The sequence below is a fragment of the Pseudomonas sp. TE36184 genome, assembly GCF_054060055.1.
In genome coordinates, this window is sequence record NZ_JBSSCU010000001.1 from 6,549,899 (window position 1) to 6,573,727 (window position 23,829).

Sequence of the window (23,829 nt, forward strand, 5' to 3'; positions counted from 1 at the left end):
CAGAAGAAAACCCCATGACCTCGTCCCCCGATCACGCGAGTGCTTCACCCGACACCGTTAATGCCGACGACCCGGACCTTGCCGCCCAAGTACAAACGCAGGCGATTCGCGAGCAACTGATACAGCGGATCAACGCCTACACGCACCCCAGTCGCCTGATCAATCGAATTGCGCTTGCCGACGCGCGTTGCGTCGCCACGACACGCGCGCTGGCGCGGCTGATAGGCCGTTCGCCGAAAGTCTTGACGGTCATCCGCGCCGAGCTGCGCAAAGCCTTCGAAATGGAACCGGACCACCTCTTGTTCAGCGAGCCCAAGCCGCCCGCCGCGCCGCGCAAAGTCGAGAGCCTGACCGAGCGGGCGCTGGCGTTGCTGGTCCTGCCGACGGTGATGATCAACGTCAATCAATTCACCGCCCTGAGTGTCAAAGACGCGCCGGAGCGGCGCTTGCCGTATACGCCGCTGGAAGCCCTGCGCCGCGTCGTCGCGCTGCAGCTGTTCGAGCGGCTCGCCCATGCGGTGAGCGCCTACTGGGACTGCCTGGCGCAGGGCACCTGGCTCACACGCCGGGAACGCTGGGTCGAGTTGCACACGGAGCTGTTTGCGGACCGGGCCTTTTTGGCGTGGCAACTGGACGAGCTATCGCGTGCGGGATTCGCCATGGTTCAGGCCCTGATCGATGCGCCCAGCGCCGAGGCGCGCCGACGTGCGGGCGGGGCTTGGGCTACGCTGCGCGTCGGCCAGTTGCTGTGGCCGGGGGCATCGGCGGTCGCGATCCCAGGGGCACTGCATCTGTATCGCGAGGGCGACCCCAGCGATGCGCCGCACGTGGTTTACCTGCCGGGTGGGGGCCGCAACTTCTACGAGTACCCGTCCTTCGCCGCCCTGCAGGACGGCCTGCTGGCGCTGGACCGGTCGCGGTTTCACGCGCTCTGGCAGTGCCTGCCGTTAAGTCGGCGCGATAACGTGTACCGCCCCGCTGCCTTGTCTGCGACGAGCGCCTTTATGCGCGGCCTGCCGCTGATGGCCGATGCGCTGGCGCTGGGTGCCGAGGCCTTGCTGAGTGGGCAATGGAGCAACGAGTTGGCGTGTGCGGCGAAGATGAATGACGGCTACGTGTTTTCCGAAGGGCGGCCTCGACTGCCGGATGCCGCACCGTTTCTGGCCGCGGTCGAAGGGGCGAGGCAGCAATGGGTCGGCGGCGCTCGGCTTGGCGTGATCGGCGCGCAATTACTCAAGTGGGACCGGCAACGCCGAGGCGCAGAAATCATCTTCGCCAGCACGGCCTCCGGACTGGCCCTGCACACGGCGCAGCGTCAGGTCGCACGCTACGAAGATGCGCTGCTCGCGCTGCTGGTCCCGGCTGATCCCAGCGCGGATACCCTGGCGTACCGGGTCATTGCGTCGCTGATGAGCCAAATTGACGTGCATATCCAAGCGTTGAATACGTTGATGCAAGATGCCGGGCAACGGCTGCTTGAGTTGGCTTTTTGGGCTGAACGTCCGGGGGGAGCGGGCACGCCCAGGCGCGTGTCGTTGTTTATGCAGGCCCAAACCGCGGCCCTGCGTTGCGAGGTGGAGTTGCAACACCGCCTCAAGCTGATCAGTACGGCGCATCGCGACCTGATGATCGAGGTGGTCGACCAACCGTTGGCCAGCCGTCGCCCGGGTAGTCTTGCCCAAGTGCTGTCGATCGCGGTGGGCAGCGCGCCGGACGCTTTCTACCCGCTCCATAACGTGTGGGTGGTGACCACGGCTGCGGCGCCAGAGCGCTCGTCGCGCCAACTGCCGGTGGTGCTTTACGCTTTCGGCGTGGAGGGTGGGATCAAGGCGTTTGCCGGGCTGGACGCGTTGACCCGCAGCCTCAAGGCAAGCCTGAACAGCCCAGACGACTCGGTGTTGTGGCGCTGCGTCGAGCACGATAAACGCGCCGACCTGCGCGCCCATGCCGCCGCGCAAACACTCGGTGTGCGCTACGTTGAAATCAACGGCAAGCCCGCGCTGGCTGCGCTCAAGAATCTGCTGGGGAGCTACGACCGCTTACACCGCAGCAGCGAGGACATCACGCGGGTGTTCAGCGAAGTGACGGATGCCGACCTGAGCCGCGCGCTGCTGATGGTCGATCTGGACGCGCAGTTGAAGATCCCGCCCAATAATGCCCTGAGCCAGGCGCTGGCCAATATTGAGCTGCTGCGCACGGCGGCGTCTGAGGCGAAAACCCTGCCCGCCTGGCTCGCGCACGCACCACGGGCCCAGCGTCAACACTTCAAGCGCTTGCTGCGCTTGTACCTGGGCAACGCGTTGGCCTTCAAAAGCCGGCTGGAGCAATGCCTGCCTGATCTGAACACCTTTGCCCGGCGCACCTTGATCGCCCGTTTGCGCGAGGACGGTTTTTTTCCGCAGTTGGATATCGACCAAGCGTTGATTGAGATGCCCGATGATGTCCACGGCGCTTTCTGTGGCTGGACCAGTGGCTGCGCCGTGGGCGATCGCCGCATCGTGCTGACCCCGACCGCGACGCGCACCTCCTTCAGCCTGCTGCAACTGGCGCTGCATAACCTGGACCCGCTGGCACCCTGGACGCAGTGGCGATTCGATCACGCGCGTTATCTGCAACCCGAATGGAAACAGCGCCTCAATGCCGCTTACTTGATCGACCTGGTGTCTTCGCTGGACATCGGTGGCCGCTACGATGCCCTGATCCACCAAGTTTATTATCCCCGTCGTGAAACCGACCGTGTGCTCAGCAACGGACGTATCCCTGGGTTATTGAATCGCGCCTTGCAAGCGGGCGCTGCATATCACCTGTTCGATGCGGTGCAACGGGGGCTGACGGCAACGGCACAAAGCCTGTTCAAGACGGCGATGGCGGCACGCACGCCGCAGGACCTGTCGAGCAGTCAGCCCGCGCTGCAACTGTATGTGGTCCATCTGGTCGGCCACACCCTGCAGCATGATCGCTATGTCGCAGGGATCGTCGCGGTACATGACCCGCGTACCGACCTGTGCGTGGTTTACTGGCCCGATGCGCCGCCGGCCCTGGTCCTGACCGAGTACGGCAGCTTGCAACAGGCCCATGCTGCATTGAACCGCATCGGTGCGTTAGCGGATAACGTCAAGACACTGGCGCGGCAGGTCGCGCCGGGCTGGGCATTCGAGGCGCTCCCCCAGCCACCGGAGGGTGTTGATGCGCGCGCCCAGGCCGCCAAAACGCTGAAAGCCATACCGGCGTTTTTCATGATGAAGGGCATCTGGCGGGGGATCGACTTCGTGCGCTCATTCGGCATCAAGCACCTGGAACCTGCGGTGGTGCTCGAGGAGATCGAAGCCCAGACCCTTGAACAGATCGCCAGTGCTCCGCAGGACTGGCTCGCGCTTGTGGCCGTGCCCCACTGCAACGCCCAGGCATTGCTTTACCACGCCAGCGTGCAGGAGCTGCAACGCCGCACTCAAGCGGCCAGTCATTCCGGCAAGGCGTTGGAGCACTATCGGAACCAGCGCCTGAATGAGCAGGGCGATACCCGCGCACGGGCGCTGGTGGGGTTTTTTTCGCCGTTGTACGGGACGTTCAATGACTTCCATGAGCTGCTGCTGGTGTCACGGCGTTATCACCGTTTCGGCGACCCCCGGGACGCGGTCGATGTGGGTTTCATGAGCGCCTTTATGGTGATCGACGTGTTGCTGAACTTTGTCCCCGGCCCCAGGAAAGTCGGACGTGTCGGCGCAGGTGTCGCGCGGCCGGCGCTGAGGGCCGTGCTGGGGCGGCTACATCGTTTACGGATGGCGACGGATGTCGGGGTTTCCCGCGTGGCAACGCCGCCCGTGACTCGGCTCAAGGCCTTGGATCGCTTCAAAATCAACGGCGTGCCTGAGGGCGCCGTTGCGCTGAAAGGGCCGGACACGGCAGGCGTGCAGGTGAAACACGGTGAGCTCTTTGTGGCGGACGACACCCACACTTACCCCCTTTACCGACGTGGAGACGAACCGGCGTTTCGCCTGAAGAACCCGCAGGCACCGGGGCAGGACGAACTGATTTTGCACATCCACCAGTCCAAGGAATGGTTACTCGGCGCGGATGCACCGCAACCGGTCGCGGGCACCAGTTCCGGGGTGCTCAACCCATGGCGTCCACCCGTGACGCCGCCACCGGACTGGCGCCCACCGACGGTGCGCGCCGCTACGGAAAGCCGCATTTATCGCTCGTCTGCGCCGAACACCGAGTGGTTCGCCTGGCGCGCGCGCGTGCCCACGGGCCAAGTGCCTGGCTCCTCGGCGTTCGGCACGTTTCATGTGCATATGGACCCGCCGGGGTTTCCCTACGATGTCATCTATATCGGCGCCCAGTACGACCGCCCGACGGCATCGGGGGTGGGTTATTACCGGGTGCTGGCGCCGGGGGACAGTGCGCCCTGGAGCGGCCTTGCATTCATTACCAAGGATGAACCGCTGGTATCACTGGCCCGGGCGGACCTTGAGCGTTGGACAGACACTGCGCTGGAGGAACAGCCCATCCCGGTATCACGCACCCAGGCGGGTGAGTGGCGGCTGCATGCGCCGTTGTTCGACACGCCGTTGGAACGGTCTGTCGCCACGGCGTTCCCGAACCTTACTACTCATAGCCGCAGCATGGCCGTCGCCCGGCTGGTCGAACTGGCCGATACTTCTCGCTCGGCGACGGCCAGCCACCTGCTCAATGTGCGTGCAGCGCTGGACAATTGGTTGACCCCCACCGCCAGCCGGCTGGGCCAGACCGATGATTTGTTGAGAATGCTGCGGCCCACCGAAAGCAGCGGCCGATCGATCTATATCGGCTTCGACGGCAAGGCGCCGGGCTTCACTCGCGTCGACTTCAATGTCGCCGGCCTGGACCCGACCCTGCGCACCGGCGGCCGCGCGCGTGCGCCGCAGCGGGAGATTGCACAGCGCGCAGCCGTCAAGCGCGTGCTCGAACAACAGGGCTTCGACGTGCAGGAACTGCAGGTCATGCGCGGCAAAAAGCCCAGCCATGAATTGCTCGTGACACATTCGCGCTGCGGTTCAAACAAACTGTACTACGTGTCGTTGCATTGGCTTGGGCGCGGCTCTGTACCGTTGGAAAACCGCCTGACAGACCATTGGTTCAATGCCGCGATCATCAGACACCCGACCTCGCTGGCGTTGGCTGCGGTCAAGAGTGCGCTGCGGGAAAACCGTCTGGTTCGGATCGCCGCCGGCATTCAGTGGCAGTCGACGGGGTCGGTCCGCCCCAGCGTGTATTTTGTCAAAGTGACCCCGCTCTGACGTTGAGCAGCGAGACCGCGCCAGCCGCCCCGAACAGCCCGGCACTGGTGCGGTTGAACCAGCTCTGGCCGTTGCCGCTGCGCAGATAGCGTGCCGCGCCGTGGGCGCCAAGGCCGTAGGCGAGCTTGCACAACAGGTCGAGCACGGACCAGGTGGCGATCATCAGCAGCAGTTGCGGCAGAAACGGCTGCTGGCTGCTGAGGAATTGCGGCAGGAAGGCGGCGAAGAACAGGATGTCCTTGGGGTTGCTGGCGCCCAGTACAAACGCACGGCCAAACAAGGCGCGAAAACGCGGCGTGGCGACGGCCAGGGGCACCACCGCGCCGTGGGCCGGTTGGCGCGATTGCTGCCAGCTCTGCCAGGCGAGGTAAAACAGGTAGAGCGCGCCGACTATCTTCAAGGCGCTGAACAATTGTTCCGACGCGAGCAACAGCGCACCCAGGCCGAGTGCCGAGGCACTCAACAGGCAGATCGAGGCGAACACGCCGCCGAGGAACGCCGGGTACGAACGGCGCAGGCCGTAGTTCAAGCTGTTGCTGATCATCAGCAACGACAGGGGGCCGGGGATCAGGATCACCACCAGCGCGGCGCCGCTGAACAGCAGCCAGGTTTCCAGGTTCATTCACAGTGCTCCTTTCATGCAAAAGCCTCACCCAACGGTGAGGCGGTTTCTTCGGGGGGTGCCGACCTAGAGGAAGATGAATTTCGCGATAAAGATCGCGCACAGCACCCACAGGCTGACGGAAATTTCGCGGTACTTGCCGCTGCCGGCCTTGAGCGCCACGTAAGTGATAAAGCCCAGGGCGATCCCGTCGGCGACCGAGAAGGTCAGCGGCATCATGATCGCGGTGACGATCGCCGGAATGCTGTCGGTAGCGTCGTCCCAATTGATATGGGCCATGCTCGCCATCATCAGCATCGCCACATAAATCAGCGCGCCGGCGGTGGCATACGCAGGAATCATGCCCGCCAGCGGCGCGAAAAACATCGCCGCCACAAACAGCACGCCCACGGTCACGGCGGTCAGCCCGGTACGGCCGCCGGCGGCGACACCGGCGGCACTTTCCACGTAGCTGGTCACCGGCGGCACGCCGACCATGGCGCCGAACACGCTGGAGGCGCTGTCGGCCTTCAACGCGCGGGACAGGTTGTGGATCTTGCCGTCGGGGTTGACCAGCCCGGCCCGTTGCGCGACGCCCATCAGGGTGCCGGCGGTGTCGAACATGTGTACAAACAGAAAGGCGAACACCACGCTGATCATGCTCACATTGAATACACCCATCACGTCCATGGCTAACCAGGTCGGTGCCAGGCTCGGCGGGGTAGAGAGGATGCCGTTGTAGTGCACCAGCCCGAGGCCCCAGCCGGCGAGGGTCACGGCGATGATGCTGATGAGGATCGCGCCGAACACCCGGTGGTAGCTGAGGATGGCAATCAGTAGAAAGCAGATGGCCGCCAGCAACGGTGCCGGCTCGTGCAGCGAACCGAGCTTGATCAGGGTGGCCGGGCTGTCGACGATGATGCCGGCGGTTTTCAGGCCGATCACCCCGAGGAACAAGCCGACACCGGCGCCCATCGCATGGCGCAGGCTCACCGGAATGCTGTTGAGCAGCCATTCGCGGATGCGCGACAGCGTCAGCACCATGAACAACACGCCGGAGATAAACACCGCGCCGAGGGCCGTCTCCCAGGTGTAGCCCATGGTCCCGACCACGGTGTAGGTGAAGAACGCGTTCAAGCCCATGCCCGGCGCCAGGCCCACCGGCCAGTTGGCATACAGGCCCATCAACAGGCACCCCAGCGCGGCAGCGATGCACGTGGCGACAAAGGCGGCGCCGTGATCGATACCGGCATCGGCCATGATGTTCGGGTTGACGAAGATGATGTAGGCCATGGTGATAAACGTCGTGAGGCCGGCGATCAACTCGGTCTTCACTGTGGTGCCATGCACGCGCAGTTTGAACAGGCGTTCGAGCCAGCCGCTGTCGGCGGCGGAGAGGTTCGGCGCGGCGAGGTCCAGCGGGGCTTCGGATTTGCGGCTATCCACAGCAAGTACTCCTCAAGCATTTTATTGTTATGGTCAGCGCGCAGGCGCTGTGAGGTACTGGCGGGTTTGTTGACTTATAGGTCAGAAACTCGCACGAAGCGAATTATGCTTTTGTATACAAAAAAAGCAAATAATGTTTTCGATTGTCTGCGCAAAAAAGGATGAAAGGCTAATTCACCGCACTCAACGCCTGATTGACCGCCAGCCAGCCGTTCACCGCGGCTTCCCCCGCTTCATTGAAGGCGCGCTGCAACAACTTCACCTGTTCGCGGCGCAAGGACTGCTCGAAACGCAGGCCTTCGGCGCTCAATTCCAGCAGGCGTTTGCGCTTGTCGGTCTCCGACGCGACGCTCTGCACCAGGTGCATTTCCTGTAATTGGCGCAGCGGCATGTTCAGCGCCTGCTTGCTCACGCCGAGCAATTCCAGCAGTTCCTTCACGCTCAGGCCGGGGTAGCGCGCGATAAAAAATACGATGCGCTGATGCACCCGGCTCAGGCCCCGGCGCTCCAGCATTTCGTCGGCCTTGGCGGTGAACGCCTGGTAGCCGAAGAAGAACGCTTCCATGGCGGTTTGCTGGCTGGTCTGGTTTTTAAGGTCAAGCATATTGACGTATCCACACAAGTCGTCGTAATTTCGGTCAACCAGTTTGACGTATTTCCCACAGGCTTTGCTACCGGTGACCCTATGGCCTTCTCAGAACGTGTTACGCGCCTCAAAAGCTCCTTGATCCGTGAAATCCTCGCGGCGGCCCAGCGCCCGGAAATGATGTCGTTCGCCGGTGGGCTGCCGGCCGAAGCGATGTTGCCCGCGTTGAACTGGGACGACATGCCGGTGAACATCGGCCAATATGGCATGAGCGAAGGCGAGCCGCAGCTGCGTGAATTGCTCGCCGCCGAGGCGCGTGCATTGGGTGTGCCGTGCCAGGCCAGCCAGGTGCTGGTGGTCAGCGGTTCCCAGCAGACCCTGGACCTGGCGGCCAAGCTGTATATCGACAAGGGCACGAACATCCTCCTGGAAGGCCCGACCTACCTGGCGGCCTTGCAGATTTTCCAACTGTTCGGCGCCGAGTGCCTCACCGTACAACTGGAAGCCGACGGCCCGGACCTCGCCGCGTTGCGCTCACGTCTCGAACGCTACCGCCCAGCGTTCATCTACCTGATCCCGACGTTCCAGAACCCGTCGGCCGTGCGTTACAGCGAGGCCAAGCGCGAAGCCGTCGCGGCGCTGCTCGATGAGTTCGACGTGACCCTGATCGAAGACGAACCGTACCGCGAACTGACCTTCGACGGCGGCAGTGCGCAGCCCATCGCCGGCCGCCTGAAAAAGGCCAGTTGGATCTACACCGGCACCGTGTCGAAAACCTTGTTGCCCGGCCTGCGCGTCGGTTACCTGATCGCCAGCCCCGACCTGTTCCCGCACTTGCTCAAGCTCAAGCAGTCGGCCGACCTGCACACCAACCGCGTCGGCCAGTGGCAGGCGATGCAGTGGCTCGGCAGCGAGAAATATCAACAGCATCTGGTCGAGCTGCGCGGTTTCTATCGCGCGCGCCGGGATGCTTTTCAGGCGGCGCTCGAGTGGCATTTCGGCGAATTGGCCGACTGGCAAGTGCCCCAGGGCGGATTATTCTTCTGGTTGACCTTGAAACAGCCGCTCGACACCCGCACCTTGTTGGCACCTGCGCTCGATCAGAACGTCGCGTTCATGCCCGGTGAACCGTTCTTTTCCGAGCCGGACCAGCACCTTGGCTCGCTGCGGCTCAATTTCAGCCATATCGACCCGTCCCGTCTGGACGAAGGTCTCAAGCGCCTGGCCGCAGTGGTCCGTCAAGCACAGCACGCGCGAGCGGCATAAGGGGAGCCCCATGTACAAGGTTTATGGCGATTACAAGTCGGGCAACTGCTACAAGGTCAAATTGATGCTCAACCTGTTGGGCATCCCGTATCAATGGGTGGATGTCGACATCCTCAAGGGCGACACCCAGACCGCCGAATTCCTGGCCAAGAACCCCAACGGCAAGATCCCGGTGCTGGAGCTCGAAGACGGCACCTGCCTGTGGGAATCCAATGCGATCCTCAACTTCCTCGCCGATGGCAGCGAGTTTCTGCCGACCGAACCGCGCTTGCGTACCCAAGTGTTGCAGTGGCAGTTCTTCGAGCAGTACAGCCATGAGCCGTACATTGCGGTGGCGCGCTTTATCCAACTGTACTTGGGGATGCCCGAGGATCGCCTCGACGAATACAAAACCACCCACAAGGGCGGTTACAAGGCGTTGAAGGTCATGGAGCGCCAACTGCAAAGCACGCCGTACCTGGTGGGCGAGCAGTATTCGATTGCGGATATTGCGCTGTATGCCTACACCCATGTGGCGCATGAGGGCGGTTTTGACTTGACGCCTTACCCGGCGCTGCAGGCATGGCTGAAGCGTGTGGCCAGCCATCCCAGACATGTGGCGATGCTCGACTGACTCACTCGGTCAATTGTGGGAGCGGGCAAGCCCCTCCCACATTTAGCTCAGTGGTGAGTCGGATAATTTGTCATGCAGCAAGTCGAAACAGCGCTGCGCCGCCGGGCTCAGCGCCATCGCGCTGCGACTGATCAACCCGATCTCGCGGTTCACGCCGGGATGATCGATGCTGATGCGCTTCAACCCCTCCAGGCTGTCCGCCGCCGACTCCGGCAGCACACTGATCCCCAAGCCCTGACGCACCAGCGCCAACACCGTCGACATGTAGTTGGCCTCCATGCCCGCGTTCATTGTCAGGCGTGTCTCGTCAAATAACGCCTCGACGTGTTCGCGCACACTGCTGTCGCGCCCGGTCAGGATGATCGGCTGATCCGCCAGTTGCCTCAGGGTCAGCGCCGGATAGCGGGCGAGGGGATGATCCAGCGGTACGAACGCGCACAGCCGATCATTCAATACCGGCACGAACGCCAGCCCGTGGTTCAGCCGTGCGCGCACGCCGATGCCGAAGTCCACCTCGCCCGAGCGCACCTGGACATGAATGCGATGGGCCACCAGGTCATGCAGGCGCACTTCGATCCCGCCGAAGCGTTCGCGAAACAGGCGCAGCGCGGGCGGCAGGGCGCCGGCGCACACCGAGGGCAGGGCGGCGATGGTCACCACGCCACGACGTAACGCCGCGAGGTCGCGGGAGCCGGTGACGATGTTGTCCAGGTCCAGCAGCAGCTTTTCCATCGGCCCGCGCGCTTCCTGGCCGGCGGCCGTGATGCTGACATGCCGCGGGCTGCGGTCGAGCAGGGCGACGCCGAGCCAGTCCTCGAGTTGCTGAACCTGCACGGTGAGCGCGGACGGCGACAGGTGCAGTGCGTTGGCTGCCTTGGTAAAGCTGCCGGTGCGCGCGACAGCGAGGAAGGCTTGGATGTGTTGGATAGAGTTCTTCATTTTGTTTTTCCGAACACTAGCGAGTGAATATTCCAATTTACAAAGACTAACGCGTTTCCAATACTCCAGGGAAAACAATAACCGGCCACCAAGGCCGCTCTGGAGTAACCCATGCTCGCTACCCTGGGTGTCATTACCATCCTTTGCTTGCTCGCTGCCGTCATGAGCAAACGCCTCTCGCCCCTGGTGGCGCTGATCGCCTTGCCGATCATCGCTGCGCTGCTCGGCGGGTTCGGCCTGCAAACCAGTGCCTTCATCATTACCGGGATCAAGAACGTTGCCCCGGTGGTGGGCATGTTTGTGTTCGCGATTCTGTTTTTCGGGATCATGACCGATGCCGGCATGCTTGACCCGATCATTGATCGCATCCTGCGCACGGTAGGGACGCGTCCTACACGAATTGTCGTTGGCACCGCGACCCTCGCCTTGCTGGTCCACCTGGACGGTTCCGGCGCGGTGACGTTTCTGGTGACGGTGCCGGCGATGCTGCCGCTGTATACGCGGCTGGGCATCGACAAACGCATCCTCGCCTGCGTCTGCGCGATGGCTGCCGGGGTCAACTTCCTGCCGTGGACCGGCCCGGTGCTGCGCTCGTCGGCGGCGTTGCATGTGCCGGTGGCGGATCTGTTCCAGCCGCTGATCCCGGTGCAGATCGTCGGCCTGATCTTTGTCTTCGCCTGCGCCTGGTGGCTCGGCCATCGTGAAGAAAAACGCCTTGGCCTGGGCGCCGGTTCGACGGTGGATGCCGTGCCGCAACGGGTGCTCAGCGACGACGACATCAAGCTGCGACGCCCGCGGCTGTTCTGGGTCAACCTGATGCTCACCGTGCTGGTGATGGTGGTGATGATCGCCGGCTGGGTCGACCCGGTGGTGATGTTCATGCTCGGCACCGTGGTCGCGCTGTGCATCAACTACCCAAATGTCGACGCCCAGCGCGCACGCATCGACGCCCATGCCAAGACCGCCCTGACCATGGCCAGTATCCTGCTCGCCGCCGGCGTGTTCACCGGCATCATGCAAGGCACCGGCATGCTCAAGGCGATTGCCGAAGTGGCGGTGGCGCAGATTCCGGCCGGCCACGGCAAGTTGATCCCAGCAGTGGTGGGCTTTATTTCCATGCCGCTGAGCATGTTGTTCGACCCCGATTCCTACTATTTCGGGGTGATGCCGGTGATCGCCGAAGTCGGCAAGGCCCTGGGCGTCGACCCGCTGCAAGTGGCCCAGGCGTCGCTGCTGGGCGTACACACCACCGGTTTCCCGGTCAGCCCGCTGACCCCCGCGACCTTCCTGTTGGTAGGGCTGTGCAAGATCGAGCTGGCCGATCACCAGCGCTTCACCATTCCGTTTCTGTTCGCCGCGTCGGTGTTGATGACCCTGACCGCGTTGCTCCTGGGAGTATTTTGAGATGAAAACCTTGCGCATCGGTTCCGGCGCCGGCTATTCCGGCGACCGCATCGAACCTGCCGTGGAACTGGCCGAACAGGGCGACCTCGATTACCTGGTCTTCGAATGCCTGGCCGAACGCACCATCGCCTTGGCGCAACAGGCACGCATCAGCGATCCGCAGGGTGGGTATGACCCGTTGCTGAGTGAGCGCATGCGCCGGGTGCTGCCCTTTGTCGGTGAGCAGGCAGGTCGCCGGCGCTTGCGCGTGATCACCAATATGGGCGCGGCCAACCCGGTGTCGGCGGCCGTTGAAGTGCGGCGCATTGCCAATGAGCTGGGCCTGAGCCTCAAGGTCGTGGCGGTGGTGGGCGATGATGTGCTCGACGTGTTGCGCCCCGAGCAGGTGTTGGATAACGGCCAGACCCTTGGCTCGCTGGGTGCGCGGCTGATTTCCGCGAACGCCTACCTGGGCGTCGACGGCATTCTGCAGGCGTTGCGCGCCGAGGCTGATGTAGTGATCACCGGGCGCGTGGCCGACCCGTCGCTATTTCTGGCGCCGCAGATGTTTGCGTTCGGCTGGGCGACTGACGATTGGTTGCGCCTGGGGCGTGGCACGCTGGTCGGGCATTTGCTCGAATGCGCGGGGCAGGTCAGCGGCGGCTATTTCGCCGATCCCGGGTTCAAGGACGTAGACGACCTGGCCCGCCTCGGCTTCCCCCTGGCCGAGATCGATGCCGAGGGCAACGCCGTGATCACCAAAGTGAGCGGGTCCGGCGGGCGCGTCAGCCGCGCTACGTGTACTGAACAATTGATCTACGAAGTACACGACCCGGCGGCCTATCTGACGCCGGACGTGACGGCCGACTTTTCCCAGGTGAGTTTTGTCGAGGAAAGCGTCGACCGGGTACGCGCCCAGGGTGCTGCGGGACGGGCGCGGCCGGACCGGTTGAAAGTCAGCGTGGGTTACCTGGACGGTTGGATCGGCGAGGGGCAGATGTCCTACGGCGGGCCGGGAGCCGTCGCACGCGCCGAACTGGCGCGAGAGGTGGTGCTCAAGCGCCTGGAACTGATGGGGGTGAAGATGCAGGACGTGCGCGCCGAGTTGATCGGTATGGACTCGCTGCACGGCCCGCGCAGCCGCGTGGAGCCGTGGGAAGTGCGCCTGCGCGTCGCTGCGCGCTGTGAGGAACGCAGCGAAGCGGTGCGGGTCGGCAATGAAGTGGAAACCCTCTACACCAACGGCCCGTCCGGCGGCGGCGGTGCCAGCAAAAGCGTGCGCCAGGTGGTGGCGGTGGCCTCGTTGTTGTTGCCGCGTGACGCCGTCAACCCGAGGATCGAAGCATGAAGCTGCATACCCTGGCCCATTCCCGCACCGGGGATAAGGGCGACACCTCGAACATTTCGATCATTGCCTATCGCCCTGAGGATTATCCGCTGCTCTGCGAACAGCTCACGGCCGCGCGCGTGACGGCGTTCTTCGCCGGGCTGTTGGAGCCGGGGGCGGCGCCGGTGCGACGCTATGAATTGCCCAACGTGCAGGCGCTGAACTTCGTGTTGCCGGGGATCTTGCGCGGCGGCGTGACCCGTTCGCTGGCGCTGGACGCCCATGGCAAGTGCCTGGGCTCCGCATTACTGGACATGGAAATCCCCCCTCTGTAGGCGCGAGCCAGCTCGCGAAAATCGTCAACGATAACGAGGGGAACCTGACACCCAGCGGCGTCCTCAGGTTTTTCGCGAGCAAGCTCGCTCCTACAGAGGAGAGGGCGTTTGTCAGGCGGCGGCGAAGCGCTTGTCCAGGTAATCGATGATCACCTTGGAGTCATACATCCAGGTGGTCTGGCCATTCTCTTCGATGCGCAGGCACGGCACTTTGATCTTGCCGCCTTGCTCCAGCAGGGTCTGGCGATCCTGTTCGTTGTTCTTCGCATCCTTCAACGCTACCGGCACATTCAGGCGATGCAGGGTGCGACGGGTCTTCACGCAGAACGGGCAGGCGTGGAACTGATACAGGGTCAGTTCCTTGGCGGCCGCGTTGACCTGCGCTTGCTGCTCGGCGGGGCGCTGCTTTTTGCGTGGACGGGTAATGTAGTCGCCCGCGATGATGACGTGGCCGAGGCCCACTCGAAGTGCTTTGACGAACATGGCTGAAACCTCTTGCCCAGAACAGAGGGCCGCATCTTACTTGATTTGTGGGGGCGAAAAAAAACCGGCGATGAACGCCGGCTTTTTCCTACCCGACCGGTTATTTGATCAGGCTGAGGAATTCGCTGCGGGTCGCCGCGTTTTCGCGGAACTCACCCAGCATCACCGAGGTGATCATCGACGAATTCTGTTTCTCCACACCGCGCATCATCATGCACATGTGCTTGGCTTCGATCACCACGGCCACGCCCAGGGCGCCGGTCACTTGCATCACGGCATCGGCGATCTGGCGGCTGAGGTTTTCCTGGATCTGCAGGCGGCGCGCATACATGTCGACAATCCGCGCGACCTTCGACAGGCCCAGCACTTTGCCGCTCGGGATATACGCGACGTGGGCCTTGCCGATAAACGGCAGCAGGTGGTGTTCGCACAACGAGTACAACTCGATGTCCTTGACCAGCACCATTTCGCTGTTGTCGGAGCTGAACAAGGCACCGTTGGTGACTTCTTCCAGTGTCTGTTCATAGCCGCGGCAAAGGTACTGCATCGCCTTGGCGGCACGCTTTGGCGTGTCGAGCAGGCCCTCGCGGGTAACGTCCTCGCCGAGTTGGCCGAGGATCGCGGTGTAATTCTGTTCCAGGGACATGAAACTACCTGTGGGATTTTCGCAAAGCGCAAGGGTACGGTGGCCGACCCATCGCTGCAAGCCTGACGATGGCACGGGTTACTCGTCGCGCCCTTCCAGCATGGTGCGCTTGAGCATCACATACACCGCGCCGGCGCCACCGTGGCGGGGCTGGCAGGAGGTAAAGCCGAGTACTTGGGCATGCTGGCGCAGCCAGGTGTTGACGTGGCTCTTGATCATCGGCCGCTTGCCGTCCAGGCGCACGGCCTTGCCGTGGGTGACGCGCACGCAGCGGATCTCAAACCGGGTGGCTTCGGCGAGGAAGGCCCAGAGGGTTTCCCGGGCTTTTTCCACGCTCATGCCGTGCAGGTCGAGGCTGCCTTCGAAGGGGATCTGGCCGGTCTTGAGCTTGCGTATCTGGCTTTCCTGCACGCCGTCGCGGGCCCACATCAGCTCGTCTTCGGGGCCGACGTCAATCACGAACTGGTCCGACAGACCGTCCACGGTGGTGGCGTCAGTGCGTACAGTCGCGGCCTGGCGCAGCTTGGCGATCTGCGCTCGGTCACTCTTGGGTTTGCCGGTGTCGGCGCGGTCGTGCTTGATCGGCTTGACGCCGCGCAGCTCGTTTTTGAACAGGGAAAAATCGTCGTCTTGCATGTCAGCCTCCGCGAGGGGCGGGCAGTTTACCTAAATCGCGGCGGCCGGGGCGCAGGAAACGCTATCCAAGCGCCATCAGTCGTGCTTTTTCATCAGGTGCGAGGCGATGTTCAGCGACAACGGCTGGCGCATCCGCCGCCGGCTGCGGCGCCATAACCACACGCCGAACCACAGCACCAGCAGGCCGCCCACCAACAGCATCGCCGAGCCACCGGGGCTGGCATTCAGTTCGCCCAGCGCCGGGGAATGCCCCGACAAGCCCGCGCCACCGGCGACCGCCAGCAGCACACCTATGATCGCCAGCAGCGCGGCAATGCCGGCTACCAGGCGCAGACGCCAGTTGCTCGGGTCCTTGGGGCGCAAGCGACGAGCATCAAAACCATCGGATATCTTCATTCCGACCTTTCCTCCAGGGTATCGGCCCTTCGACCGGAAGATACACAGGTTGTTCCGGCGCCAGAGGTAATTGCAGCAAATGACAGGCATTTGCAGATGAGCGGGGCCTCGAATCGGCCGCACCGCTCATTTCGGGGCAATCAGATCAGGTCTTTGGTCAAGGCGAGGGTGGCGAAGTTGTCGGCCATGATGGCCATTTCGGTTTGTTGCACATGCTCGGCACTCAGGACGCCGCCCTTGTAAGGCAGGTCGCGGGTGGCGCAGGCGTCTTCCACCAGGGTGCAGCGAAAGCCCAGGTTCTTGGCGGCGCGCACGGTGGTGCTGACGCTGGAGTGGCTCATGAAGCCGCAGACGATCAGGTCCAGGGAACCGAGGTCCTGCAGGTGTTTTTCCAGGCCGGTGCCGTGGAACGCGCTGGGCAGCAGTTTACCGATGATGGTTTCGTTGCCCATTGGCTCCAGGCCGGGAATGAATTCGCCGCGCTCGCCTTGTGGGTCAAACAGGCCGCCGACGGTGCCCAGGTGGCGCACATGCACGATCGGGCGACCGGCGTTGCGCGCCGCAGCGACCAGTTGCTTGATATTGCCCACCGCCGCATCCATGCCCGCGAGGGCGAGTGGACCGCTGAGGTACTCCTTCTGGGCGTCGATGATCACGAGGGTCGCATGGCTGAGATTGGCCGCTGCATAACCTCGACCGCTGATTTGAAACATCGTCTTTGGAACGGACATTCTGGGGGCTCCTGTGAGGGGGGCTTTTGCGCCATTGTCCACTGGCTGAGCGGTTCTGTGAATCGCTTCCATCGTAAGCTACGCCGTTGCTGGCGTGCAGCCGTGTCAAGCGGTGCGGTTGTTTGACGCAATGATGGCAAATTGGATGAAATCCGACATACGGTTGAGGCTCTTCGCACGTCGTCGCTACAGACGAAGGCTGTTAGAATCGCCAGTCGTTTTTTCCAGGAGTCTGCCCCCGTGATCACTTCCCGCCTGCGCACCTTGCGCGACCATATCCGTTGGGCTGTCAGCCGTTTCCATGGGGAAGAGCTGTTTTTCGGGCACGGTACCGACAACGCCTGGGACGACGCCCGGCAATTGGTGCTCGGCGCCTTGCATCTGCCCTGGGAAATTGCCGACAGCTACCTGGATTGCAACCTGGAAGAAGAGGAAGTTTCCCACTTGCAACGGCTGCTGCACCGTCGCATTCATGAGCGGGTGCCGACAGCCTACTTGATTGGCGAAGCCTGGTTCTGTGGCATGTCGTTTATCGTCGACGAGCGCGTGCTGATCCCGCGTTCACCGATCAGCGAACTCATCGAAAGCCGCTTCGAACCCTGGCTGGCCCAGCCGCCGGCACGCATTCTCGACCTGTGTACCGGCTCCGGTTGCATCGGCATCGCCTGTGCCTACGAGTTCCAGGACGCCGAAGTGGTGTTGGGTGACGTGTCGTTCGAAGCGTTGGAAGTGGCCAATCAGAACATCGAGCGCCATGGCGTCGACGAGCGTGTGTATACCGTACAGGGCGACGGTTTTGACGGGCTGCCGGGCCAGCGTTTCGACTTGATCGTGTCGAACCCGCCGTATGTGGACGCCGAAGACTTCGCCGACATGCCGGACGAGTACCAGCACGAACCGGAACTGGGCCTGGCCTGCGGCGACGATGGCTTGAACCTGGTCCGGCGGATGCTCGCCGAAGCGGCGGACCACCTGACCGAGAAGGGCTTGTTGATCGTCGAAGTGGGTAACAGCCAGGTGCATGTCGAGGCGCTGTACCCGGAAGTCGACTTCGCCTGGCTGGAGTTCCAGCGCGGCGGGCACGGTGTGTTCATGCTCACGGCCGAGCAGTGCCGCAACCATCAGGCGGTATTCGCCGCCCGGGTTTAACCGACCGCTCTGACGTGTGGGAGGGGGCTTGCCCCCGATGAGGGCGTGTCAGTCACTGAATGCATTGACTGATGCACCGCTATCGGGAGCAAGCCCGCTCCCACATCACCGATGGGTGGCAATCCAGATCAACAACCCCGCCTGAAACACGGTAAACGCCACCAGACAGGTGATGGTGAAGCGTAGCCCGCTGTCCTCACGCTTGAACTTGGTGACCTTTTCCTCTTCCTTGCGCAGCTTCACTTCCTGCTCCGTCAGGTTCTGCTCGGCCTGTTGCAGCATTTGCGCGGCTTCGAGGATTTCCACGAACTGCACTTTCTCGGTGTTCCAGCTATCGAGCACGTCGCTGACCTTGCCGGGCTGCACGTTGCCCTTCAGATGCTGCACGTCGGCGTAGGCCACATCAAAGCCCTGGATACGCAGGAAGTGATCGCGGCGCAGGCGTGTGGCTTCGTTGAGGGCGTCCTTGTTGGCCAGGTCCACCCCGTCGACGCGGTAGTGCGACCACTTCTTCTTCGCCCACGCGGCGCCCTGGGCCACTAGGAAGCGGCCGATGCCACGGTTGGCCGGTTCGATTTCCAGGCTGTTGCCCGGGCCGAAATGCACACGGTGTTTAGCGTGATCGACCCAGATATCCAGGTGATTCTGCTCGCGGCGCACCCGTTGGCCCGGCAACTGGATGACCATGCGCAACAGGCTGTGATGGTGGTCGTGGCGTTCGACATAGCCAAATTGCACAAACCGCAAGGGGCGTACCCCGGTGGAGCGGTCGGTGGGTAGGGGTGCCAGGCGCAGCATTTTGAAATGTTCGGCCTGTACGTCCGCCCACGGCAGGGGCGCCGCGTCGACGACCTCGGTGTGTTCCGCCGGGGTGTCGGCGGTAGGTTCTGGTGTTGCTTCGGTGTTAGTCATGCGGCGCGATCCTGTCCTAGCCCAGCCAGTCGACAGGCTTTTTGCTGTCGACTTTCGGCTTATCGGCCGTTTTTCCCAGTACTGGAGGCAATTAGTCGGTTAACGGGGCTGAAGTCCGTCGATAAAGCCAACCAGGCGGGTTTCCAGCTCGGCGGCGAGGGGCAATCGCGGGTCGTTGTAGGACGCCAACTGTTGCTTCACCTCCTTGGGCACGATACGCATCACATGGTTCATGCCTTCGATCACCGTCAGCTCGGCATCGGGCTTGGCGTCCTTCAATTGCCGCGCATCGCCCACACCCACCTGGATATCGTTGGTGCCCTGGATGATCAGCGCGGGCATGCGCAGTCTGGCAAAGGCGGCCGACGGGTCGGCGCGAAACAGGCTGATCAGATACGGTTGCACGCTGGGTCGGAAAATCCCTTCAAGCGGGCCAGGCACATCGGTATCCACTTGGCCGGCCTTGAGGTGATCGAGGATTTCATTGCTGCGCAACTGCAGGGCCGGGGGCAGGTGACCGGCCAGTTGCTGGCGGATCACCTGGTCGACCGGGCGGGCGCTGCCCGACAGGGAAATCACCCCGGCCGGGTCGAGTTGCGGTGCCGCCAGGGCGGCCACCAGCGCGCCTTCGCTATGGCCCAGCACGATCAGCGGGCCCATGCGCTTGTCGGCCTTGAGCAGCTTGCCCCAGGCCACGGCGTCGGCCACGTAGGCGTCGAGGGTCAGGTCGCGTTCGTCGGGCGTGGCGGCCAGGCTGGCCGCCACGCCGCGCTTGTCATAGCGCACGCTGGCGATGTTATGCCGGGCCAGCACCCACGCCAGGCGCTTGAGACTGTCGTTGCGCGCGCCGTCGGCACTGTTGCCGTTGCGGTCGGTCGGGCCGGAGCCGGCAATGATCAGCACCACCGGCACCGGTTTGTCGGACTGCGGTAGCAACAGCGAGCCGAACAGCTCGCCGCTGCCGGTGTCGAGGCTGATGGGCCGTTGCAACACCACGGGGGACGCGGCATACGCTACGGCAGTGAACAGGGTGAGGGTAAACAGCAAAACTCGAAGCATCATTGCGCCATTATTCAGGAGGTGCCGGTTCGACCAACGTCTACCGGTAAGGTTTCGAGGATGAACTAGTCGGTTGGCCCGCGTATACTGGTGCGCTTGGTTATCACCGCTGAGTGATTACAACTGATTTCACGGAGCGCCCTGCATGTCCGGCAATACCTTCGGCAAGCTGTTCACTGTCACCACCGCGGGCGAAAGCCATGGCCCGGCGTTGGTCGCCATTGTCGACGGCTGCCCGCCCGGCCTCGAGCTGTCCCTGGAAGACCTGCAGCGTGACCTCGACCGCCGCAAGCCCGGCACCAGCCGCCACACCACCCAGCGCCAGGAACCCGATGAAGTCGAGATCCTCTCCGGTGTGTTCGAAGGCCGCACCACCGGCTGCGCCATCGGCCTGTTGATCCGCAACACCGACCAGAAGTCCAAGGACTACTCGGCGATCAAGGACCTGTTCCGCCCGGCCCACGCCGACTACACCTACCACCACAAATACGGCGAACGCGACTACCGTGGCGGCGGCCGCAGTTCGGCCCGCGAAACCGCGATGCGCGTGGCTGCCGGTGCCATCGCCAAGAAATACCTGGCGACCCAGGGCATCGTCGTCCGTGGCTACATGAGCCAACTGGGCCCGATCGAAATCCCGTTCAAGACCTGGGACAGCGTCGACGACAACGCCTTTTTCAGCCCGGACCCGGACAAAGTGCCGGAGCTGGAAGCCTATATGGACCAGTTGCGCCGCGACCAGGATTCGGTCGGGGCGAAAATCACCGTGGTCGCCGAGGGCGTGAAACCGGGTCTTGGCGAGCCGATCTTCGACCGTCTGGACGCTGAGCTGGCCCACGCGCTGATGAGCATCAACGCCGTCAAAGGCGTGGAAATCGGCGCCGGGTTCGCTTGCGTGTCCCAGCGCGGCACCGAGCACCGCGACGAACTGACCCCGCAGGGTTTCCTCAGCAACAATGCAGGCGGCATCCTCGGCGGTATTTCCTCCGGCCAGCCGATCGTTGCGCACCTGGCGCTCAAGGCCACGTCGAGCATCACCACCCCGGGCCGTTCGATCGATGTACACGGCAACCCGGTGGACGTGATCACCAAGGGCCGTCACGACCCGTGCGTCGGCATCCGCGCCACGCCGATCGCCGAAGCGATGATGGCGATCGTGTTGATGGACCACCTGCTGCGCAACCGTGGGCAAAACGCCGATGTGCGCGTGAGTACTCCGGTACTGGGCCAGCTGTGACGGTGTGTGGCGCGCGAGCTTGCTCGCGCCTTGCCGCAAAGCGGCCCTTTGCATGACTCCAGCACTTCCGTACTGGCGACTCTCCAGCTTCTACCTCTTCTACTTCGCCCTGCTGGGGGCCACGGCGCCGTTCCTGGCGCTGTACTTCGATCACCTGGGGTTCTCCAGCGCGCGTATCGGCGAGCTGGTGGCCATCCCCATGCTGATGCGCTGCGTGGCCCCCAATCTGTGGGGCTGGCTGGGCGACTATACCGGCCGGCGCCTGGCCATCGTGCGTGTGGGCGCACTGTGTACGCTGGTGAGTTTTGCGTTGATTTTCGTCAGCAAGACCTATGCCTGGCTGGCCCTGGTCATGGCCCTGCATGCGTTTTTCTGGCATGCGGTGCTGCCGCAGTTTGAAGTGATCACCCTGGCCCATCTGCATAAGCAGACTTCGCGCTATAGCCAGATCCGCCTGTGGGGCTCCATCGGCTTCATCCTCACGGTGGTGATCATGGGCCGCCTGTTCGACTGGCTGAGCCTGGATATCTACCCGGTGGTGGTCGTGGTGATCATGGCCGGGATCATCGGTGCCAGCCTGTGGGTGCCGAATGCGCAGCCGGCGAACCACGGCCCCCGCCTGGCCGGCGAGGGTTTCCTCAAGCAGTTGCGCAGCCCCGGCGTCCTGGCGTTTTACGCCTGCGTGGCGTTGATGCAAATGAGCCATGGCCCGTATTACACCTTTCTCACCCTGCACCTGGAACACTTGGGCTACAGCCGTGGCGTGATCGGCATGCTGTGGGCCCTCGGGGTGGTGGCGGAAGTGTTGATGTTCCTGGGCATGAGCCGCATCCTCACGCGTTTCTCGGTGCGCCGGGTGCTGCTGGCGAGTTTCCTGTTGGCGGCGCTGCGCTGGTTGTTGCTGGGCGCGTTCGCGGAATTTTTCTGGGTGCTGCTGCTGGCGCAGGTGATGCACGCGGCTACCTTCGGCAGTTTTCATGCGGCGGCGATTGCCTTTGTGCAGCGCAGCTTCGGCGCCCGCCAGCAAGGTCAGGGCCAGGCGTTATACGCGGCCTTGGCCGGCACCGGCGGCGCGCTTGGCGCGCTGTACGCCGGTTACAGCTGGAACCTGTTGGGGCCGGCCCTGACCTTCAGTATCGCCAGCATCGCGGCCCTGGCCGCCGCCCTTATCATCGGCTTTCGATTGCACGAGCAGAACCAAGGAACCGTCCTATGAGTTATGTAGCCGTTTACCACGTCGCCACACCGGACACACCGAACAAAGTCCTGACCCACTTCGACGATATCGCGTCGACCCTGGCCGAGCATGGCGTGCGATTCGAGCGCTGGCAGCCCGCCGTTATTGAAAAAGGCGCAGACGACGCCACCATGATCGCGGCGTACCAGCCACGGATCGACGCCCTCGGCTACGCCTGCGTCGAGGTGCTGCACGCCCCCGGCGACCCTGCGCAGAAGGCGGCATTGCGCGATCAGTTCCTTGCCGAGCGGCGTTACAGCGAAGATGAAGCGCGCTTTTTCATCGCCGGCCAAGGCCTGTTTGCCTTGCACATTGGTGACTATGTGTACGGCGTGCGCTGTGAGAAAAATGACCTGCTGCTGATCCCGGCCGGCATGCCCCATTGGTTTGATATGGGCGAGCACCCACATTTTGTGACGCTGCGCCTGTCCCATGCGGCAGGCGGCGGGGTGCCTGAATTCAGCGGGGACGATATCGCCGCTGGTTTCCCTGGGTTGGATGACTAGGCTTAATCGACTTGAATCTTCAACCCCGACGAGTTGGAAGTTGTTGTGGGAAGAAGCTTATTTATCTGTAAGGCCTGGCTGTTTATCGCCGGCCTTACGCTTTGACGCGCTCCATTATGTAACTCTCTCCGGTCTTAATGTTTGTATCGCCTGTCAATAGGAGGAATCCGAAAGGCGATAAGCATCAGCCAACAATAAGGAGAGAAAGCGATGAGTGATCCAGAGGCGTCAGGTGCGCCGTTGAGCGTGCCCACCGATGTCAGAAAACGCTTGGCCCTGTCCGGCAAGCCCCTGACTCCGACCGAATTGGAGATCTTGCGCTGGGCCTCCGAAGGCAAGACCATCTGGGAAATCAGCCGGATTCGTGAAACGTCCCAAGCCGCAGTGAAATTCCACCTGCGTAACATCTATGGCAAGTTGCAAGTCAACAATCGTGTACAAGCGATGAATGAAGCCGCCCGATTGGGCCTGTCCTGAACCCATGAAAAAGGGCCGCGACGCTGGATGGCGTCGCGGCCCTTTTTTGTGTGTCTTAGGCCGAATGGTAAGTCGGCAGGGCAAAGCGGTTCTGGCTCTGCAGCATGGAAATCTGCGGCAGTTCGCTGGCTTGTTCGGCCAGGTCGCGGCGAATGGCACTGATCACCCAGGTGAGTTGATCGGCTGTGTGCAGTTGCTGGTAGGAGATCGAGCGCTTGACCTGCTTGCCTTCGCTGTTGCGCAGGGTCAGCAGGATACCGCCGTCCGGGCGTGGCTGAGTGGTGACGTCGTATTGGGAGAATACTGAGGCGAATTTATCTTGGATCAGGCTCATGTCTATCAGCTCCGTTGGCTCAAGTTGGCAAGCATGGAGTGATAGGTGCAGTGATTGTGCCATCTCACGTTTTTATATAAAGTCTTTAAAAATCAATAAGTTGTAAAAAGTCAGGATTTTTGATTTCGTGCAAATTGCATGAATGGCCATCATGCATCCTGCATTTTGCGCTACTCGATCCGGCCGGGCGGGCGCCTCGTCACTGATAGGGACTGCCGATGTGTCGCAAAATTCCCTGTGGGGCGGTTGCG

23 protein-coding genes are annotated in these 23,829 nt (G+C 62.8%); 11 read left to right on the forward strand and 12 right to left on the reverse strand.

Going from position 1 to position 23,829, the window contains the following annotated elements; genetic code table 11:
• Positions 1–14: 14 nt before the first annotated feature.
• Positions 15–5,279 (forward strand): dermonecrotic toxin domain-containing protein, encoded by a 5,265-nt coding sequence (locus tag ACVWZP_RS29750; RefSeq protein ID WP_457370362.1) that lies wholly within the window; start codon positions 15–17, stop codon positions 5,277–5,279.
• Here ACVWZP_RS29750 and ACVWZP_RS29755 read toward each other — a convergent pair.
• From ACVWZP_RS29755 to ACVWZP_RS29765, 3 genes are all read right to left on the reverse strand, one after another.
• Positions 5,260–5,901: a LysE family translocator gene (locus ACVWZP_RS29755; RefSeq protein ID WP_457370363.1), complete on the reverse strand. Its 642-nt coding sequence runs from the start codon at positions 5,899–5,901 to the stop codon at positions 5,260–5,262. The genes ACVWZP_RS29750 and ACVWZP_RS29755 overlap by 20 nt on opposite strands.
• 66 nt (positions 5,902–5,967) lie before the next feature.
• On the reverse strand, positions 5,968–7,299 hold the full coding sequence (locus tag ACVWZP_RS29760; protein WP_167331342.1) for an NCS2 family permease: 1,332 nt from the start codon (positions 7,297–7,299) through the stop codon (positions 5,968–5,970).
• Positions 7,300–7,495: 196 nt separating this feature from the next.
• Positions 7,496–7,930, reverse strand: coding sequence for a MarR family winged helix-turn-helix transcriptional regulator (locus ACVWZP_RS29765; protein ID WP_046382563.1), 435 nt, complete (start codon positions 7,928–7,930; stop codon positions 7,496–7,498).
• Positions 7,931–8,011: 81 nt separating this feature from the next.
• Between ACVWZP_RS29765 and ACVWZP_RS29770 the strand changes: the two genes are divergently transcribed.
• Positions 8,012–9,178 (forward strand): aminotransferase-like domain-containing protein, encoded by a 1,167-nt coding sequence (locus ACVWZP_RS29770; protein ID WP_457370364.1) that lies wholly within the window; start codon positions 8,012–8,014, stop codon positions 9,176–9,178.
• A 10-nt stretch (positions 9,179–9,188) separates the two neighbouring features.
• The gene (locus ACVWZP_RS29775) at positions 9,189–9,791 is read left to right on the forward strand and encodes a glutathione S-transferase family protein (protein WP_017845833.1); all 603 of its coding nucleotides are present in this window, start codon (positions 9,189–9,191) and stop codon (positions 9,789–9,791) included.
• Positions 9,792–9,833: 42 nt separating this feature from the next.
• Here the strand turns inward: ACVWZP_RS29775 and ACVWZP_RS29780 are convergent, their stop codons facing one another.
• On the reverse strand, positions 9,834–10,730 hold the full coding sequence (locus tag ACVWZP_RS29780) for a LysR family transcriptional regulator (protein ID WP_457370365.1): 897 nt from the start codon (positions 10,728–10,730) through the stop codon (positions 9,834–9,836).
• A 111-nt stretch (positions 10,731–10,841) separates the two neighbouring features.
• Here ACVWZP_RS29780 and ACVWZP_RS29785 point away from each other — a divergent pair, with 111 nt between their 5' ends.
• From ACVWZP_RS29785 to ACVWZP_RS29795, 3 genes are read left to right on the forward strand one after another with little or no spacing between them, the layout of a single operon-like run.
• A complete protein-coding gene (locus tag ACVWZP_RS29785) occupies positions 10,842–12,134 on the forward strand; it encodes a CitMHS family transporter (RefSeq protein ID WP_057003893.1) in 1,293 nt (430 codons plus the stop codon).
• A gap of 1 nt (position 12,135) precedes the next feature.
• The gene (locus ACVWZP_RS29790) at positions 12,136–13,461 is read left to right on the forward strand and encodes an acyclic terpene utilization AtuA family protein (protein WP_288074491.1); all 1,326 of its coding nucleotides are present in this window, start codon (positions 12,136–12,138) and stop codon (positions 13,459–13,461) included.
• Positions 13,458–13,775: an AtuA-related protein gene (locus ACVWZP_RS29795; RefSeq protein ID WP_046382567.1), complete on the forward strand. Its 318-nt coding sequence runs from the start codon at positions 13,458–13,460 to the stop codon at positions 13,773–13,775. The genes ACVWZP_RS29790 and ACVWZP_RS29795 overlap by 4 nt, the downstream gene beginning before the upstream one ends.
• Positions 13,776–13,886: 111 nt before the next feature.
• Here the strand turns inward: ACVWZP_RS29795 and ACVWZP_RS29800 are convergent, their stop codons facing one another.
• The 5 genes from ACVWZP_RS29800 to ACVWZP_RS29820 all read right to left on the reverse strand — a co-directional run bounded on the left by ACVWZP_RS29800 (position 13,887) and on the right by ACVWZP_RS29820 (position 16,667).
• Entirely contained in the window at positions 13,887–14,258 is a 372-nt protein-coding gene (locus tag ACVWZP_RS29800) for a glutathione S-transferase N-terminal domain-containing protein (protein WP_017845838.1), read from the reverse strand.
• 100 nt (positions 14,259–14,358) lie between these two features.
• Positions 14,359–14,904: a GTP cyclohydrolase I FolE gene (gene folE, locus ACVWZP_RS29805; protein ID WP_017845839.1), complete on the reverse strand. Its 546-nt coding sequence runs from the start codon at positions 14,902–14,904 to the stop codon at positions 14,359–14,361.
• Positions 14,905–14,982: 78 nt separating this feature from the next.
• Positions 14,983–15,540: a Smr/MutS family protein gene (locus ACVWZP_RS29810; protein ID WP_017845840.1), complete on the reverse strand. Its 558-nt coding sequence runs from the start codon at positions 15,538–15,540 to the stop codon at positions 14,983–14,985.
• A 75-nt stretch (positions 15,541–15,615) separates the two neighbouring features.
• On the reverse strand, positions 15,616–15,936 hold the full coding sequence (locus ACVWZP_RS29815) for a hypothetical protein (RefSeq protein ID WP_457370366.1): 321 nt from the start codon (positions 15,934–15,936) through the stop codon (positions 15,616–15,618).
• A 140-nt stretch (positions 15,937–16,076) separates the two neighbouring features.
• The gene (locus tag ACVWZP_RS29820; protein WP_026139885.1) at positions 16,077–16,667 is read right to left on the reverse strand and encodes a cysteine hydrolase family protein; all 591 of its coding nucleotides are present in this window, start codon (positions 16,665–16,667) and stop codon (positions 16,077–16,079) included.
• Positions 16,668–16,907: 240 nt separating this feature from the next.
• On the opposite strand from ACVWZP_RS29820, the gene prmB reads away from it, so the two are divergent.
• Entirely contained in the window at positions 16,908–17,816 is a 909-nt protein-coding gene (gene prmB, locus ACVWZP_RS29825; protein WP_057003896.1) for a 50S ribosomal protein L3 N(5)-glutamine methyltransferase, read from the forward strand.
• Between the two features lie 105 nt (positions 17,817–17,921).
• Here the strand turns inward: prmB and ACVWZP_RS29830 are convergent, their stop codons facing one another.
• Together ACVWZP_RS29830 and ACVWZP_RS29835 are read right to left on the reverse strand one after the other, a co-directional pair.
• Positions 17,922–18,728, reverse strand: a complete 807-nt coding sequence (locus ACVWZP_RS29830) for a hypothetical protein (RefSeq protein ID WP_017845844.1) — start codon at positions 18,726–18,728, stop codon at positions 17,922–17,924.
• Positions 18,729–18,827: 99 nt separating this feature from the next.
• Complete coding sequence (locus ACVWZP_RS29835; RefSeq protein WP_126589154.1) at positions 18,828–19,790, reverse strand: alpha/beta hydrolase; 963 nt, start codon at positions 19,788–19,790, stop codon at positions 18,828–18,830.
• A gap of 142 nt (positions 19,791–19,932) precedes the next feature.
• On the opposite strand from ACVWZP_RS29835, the gene aroC reads away from it, so the two are divergent.
• The 4 genes from aroC to ACVWZP_RS29855 all read left to right on the forward strand — a co-directional run bounded on the left by aroC (position 19,933) and on the right by ACVWZP_RS29855 (position 23,244).
• On the forward strand, positions 19,933–21,024 hold the full coding sequence (gene aroC / locus ACVWZP_RS29840; RefSeq protein ID WP_046382572.1) for a chorismate synthase: 1,092 nt from the start codon (positions 19,933–19,935) through the stop codon (positions 21,022–21,024).
• A gap of 52 nt (positions 21,025–21,076) precedes the next feature.
• Positions 21,077–22,240 carry an MFS transporter gene (locus ACVWZP_RS29845; RefSeq protein WP_046382573.1) on the forward strand — a complete coding sequence of 388 codons (1,164 nt, stop codon included), beginning with the start codon at positions 21,077–21,079 and terminating at the stop codon, positions 22,238–22,240.
• On the forward strand, positions 22,237–22,767 hold the full coding sequence (locus tag ACVWZP_RS29850; protein WP_017845848.1) for an acireductone dioxygenase: 531 nt from the start codon (positions 22,237–22,239) through the stop codon (positions 22,765–22,767). Before ACVWZP_RS29845 ends, ACVWZP_RS29850 begins: the two co-directional genes overlap by 4 nt.
• A gap of 210 nt (positions 22,768–22,977) precedes the next feature.
• Complete coding sequence (locus ACVWZP_RS29855; protein ID WP_046382574.1) at positions 22,978–23,244, forward strand: response regulator transcription factor; 267 nt, start codon at positions 22,978–22,980, stop codon at positions 23,242–23,244.
• A gap of 55 nt (positions 23,245–23,299) precedes the next feature.
• Here the strand turns inward: ACVWZP_RS29855 and ACVWZP_RS29860 are convergent, their stop codons facing one another.
• Positions 23,300–23,578 carry a DUF3509 domain-containing protein gene (locus tag ACVWZP_RS29860; RefSeq protein ID WP_016970113.1) on the reverse strand — a complete coding sequence of 93 codons (279 nt, stop codon included), beginning with the start codon at positions 23,576–23,578 and terminating at the stop codon, positions 23,300–23,302.
• Positions 23,579–23,829 lie beyond the last annotated feature (251 nt).

Coding starts and splice junctions, on each gene's coding strand:
- ACVWZP_RS29750 (WP_457370362.1), top strand. CDS start 15: ATGACCTCGTCCCCCGATCACGCGAGTGCTTCACCCGACACCGTTAAT.
- ACVWZP_RS29755 (WP_457370363.1), bottom strand. CDS start 5,901: ATGAACCTGGAAACCTGGCTGCTGTTCAGCGGCGCCGCGCTGGTGGTG.
- ACVWZP_RS29765 (WP_046382563.1), bottom strand. CDS start 7,930: ATGCTTGACCTTAAAAACCAGACCAGCCAGCAAACCGCCATGGAAGCG.
- ACVWZP_RS29770 (WP_457370364.1), top strand. CDS start 8,012: ATGGCCTTCTCAGAACGTGTTACGCGCCTCAAAAGCTCCTTGATCCGT.
- ACVWZP_RS29775 (WP_017845833.1), top strand. CDS start 9,189: ATGTACAAGGTTTATGGCGATTACAAGTCGGGCAACTGCTACAAGGTC.
- ACVWZP_RS29780 (WP_457370365.1), bottom strand. CDS start 10,730: ATGAAGAACTCTATCCAACACATCCAAGCCTTCCTCGCTGTCGCGCGC.
- ACVWZP_RS29785 (WP_057003893.1), top strand. CDS start 10,842: ATGCTCGCTACCCTGGGTGTCATTACCATCCTTTGCTTGCTCGCTGCC.
- ACVWZP_RS29790 (WP_288074491.1), top strand. CDS start 12,136: ATGAAAACCTTGCGCATCGGTTCCGGCGCCGGCTATTCCGGCGACCGC.
- ACVWZP_RS29795 (WP_046382567.1), top strand. CDS start 13,458: ATGAAGCTGCATACCCTGGCCCATTCCCGCACCGGGGATAAGGGCGAC.
- ACVWZP_RS29800 (WP_017845838.1), bottom strand. CDS start 14,258: ATGTTCGTCAAAGCACTTCGAGTGGGCCTCGGCCACGTCATCATCGCG.
- folE (WP_017845839.1), bottom strand. CDS start 14,904: ATGTCCCTGGAACAGAATTACACCGCGATCCTCGGCCAACTCGGCGAG.
- ACVWZP_RS29810 (WP_017845840.1), bottom strand. CDS start 15,540: ATGCAAGACGACGATTTTTCCCTGTTCAAAAACGAGCTGCGCGGCGTC.
- ACVWZP_RS29815 (WP_457370366.1), bottom strand. CDS start 15,936: ATGAAGATATCCGATGGTTTTGATGCTCGTCGCTTGCGCCCCAAGGAC.
- ACVWZP_RS29820 (WP_026139885.1), bottom strand. CDS start 16,667: ATGTCCGTTCCAAAGACGATGTTTCAAATCAGCGGTCGAGGTTATGCA.
- ACVWZP_RS29830 (WP_017845844.1), bottom strand. CDS start 18,728: ATGACTAACACCGAAGCAACACCAGAACCTACCGCCGACACCCCGGCG.
- ACVWZP_RS29835 (WP_126589154.1), bottom strand. CDS start 19,790: ATGATGCTTCGAGTTTTGCTGTTTACCCTCACCCTGTTCACTGCCGTA.
- aroC (WP_046382572.1), top strand. CDS start 19,933: ATGTCCGGCAATACCTTCGGCAAGCTGTTCACTGTCACCACCGCGGGC.
- ACVWZP_RS29845 (WP_046382573.1), top strand. CDS start 21,077: ATGACTCCAGCACTTCCGTACTGGCGACTCTCCAGCTTCTACCTCTTC.
- ACVWZP_RS29850 (WP_017845848.1), top strand. CDS start 22,237: ATGAGTTATGTAGCCGTTTACCACGTCGCCACACCGGACACACCGAAC.
- ACVWZP_RS29855 (WP_046382574.1), top strand. CDS start 22,978: ATGAGTGATCCAGAGGCGTCAGGTGCGCCGTTGAGCGTGCCCACCGAT.
- ACVWZP_RS29860 (WP_016970113.1), bottom strand. CDS start 23,578: ATGAGCCTGATCCAAGATAAATTCGCCTCAGTATTCTCCCAATACGAC.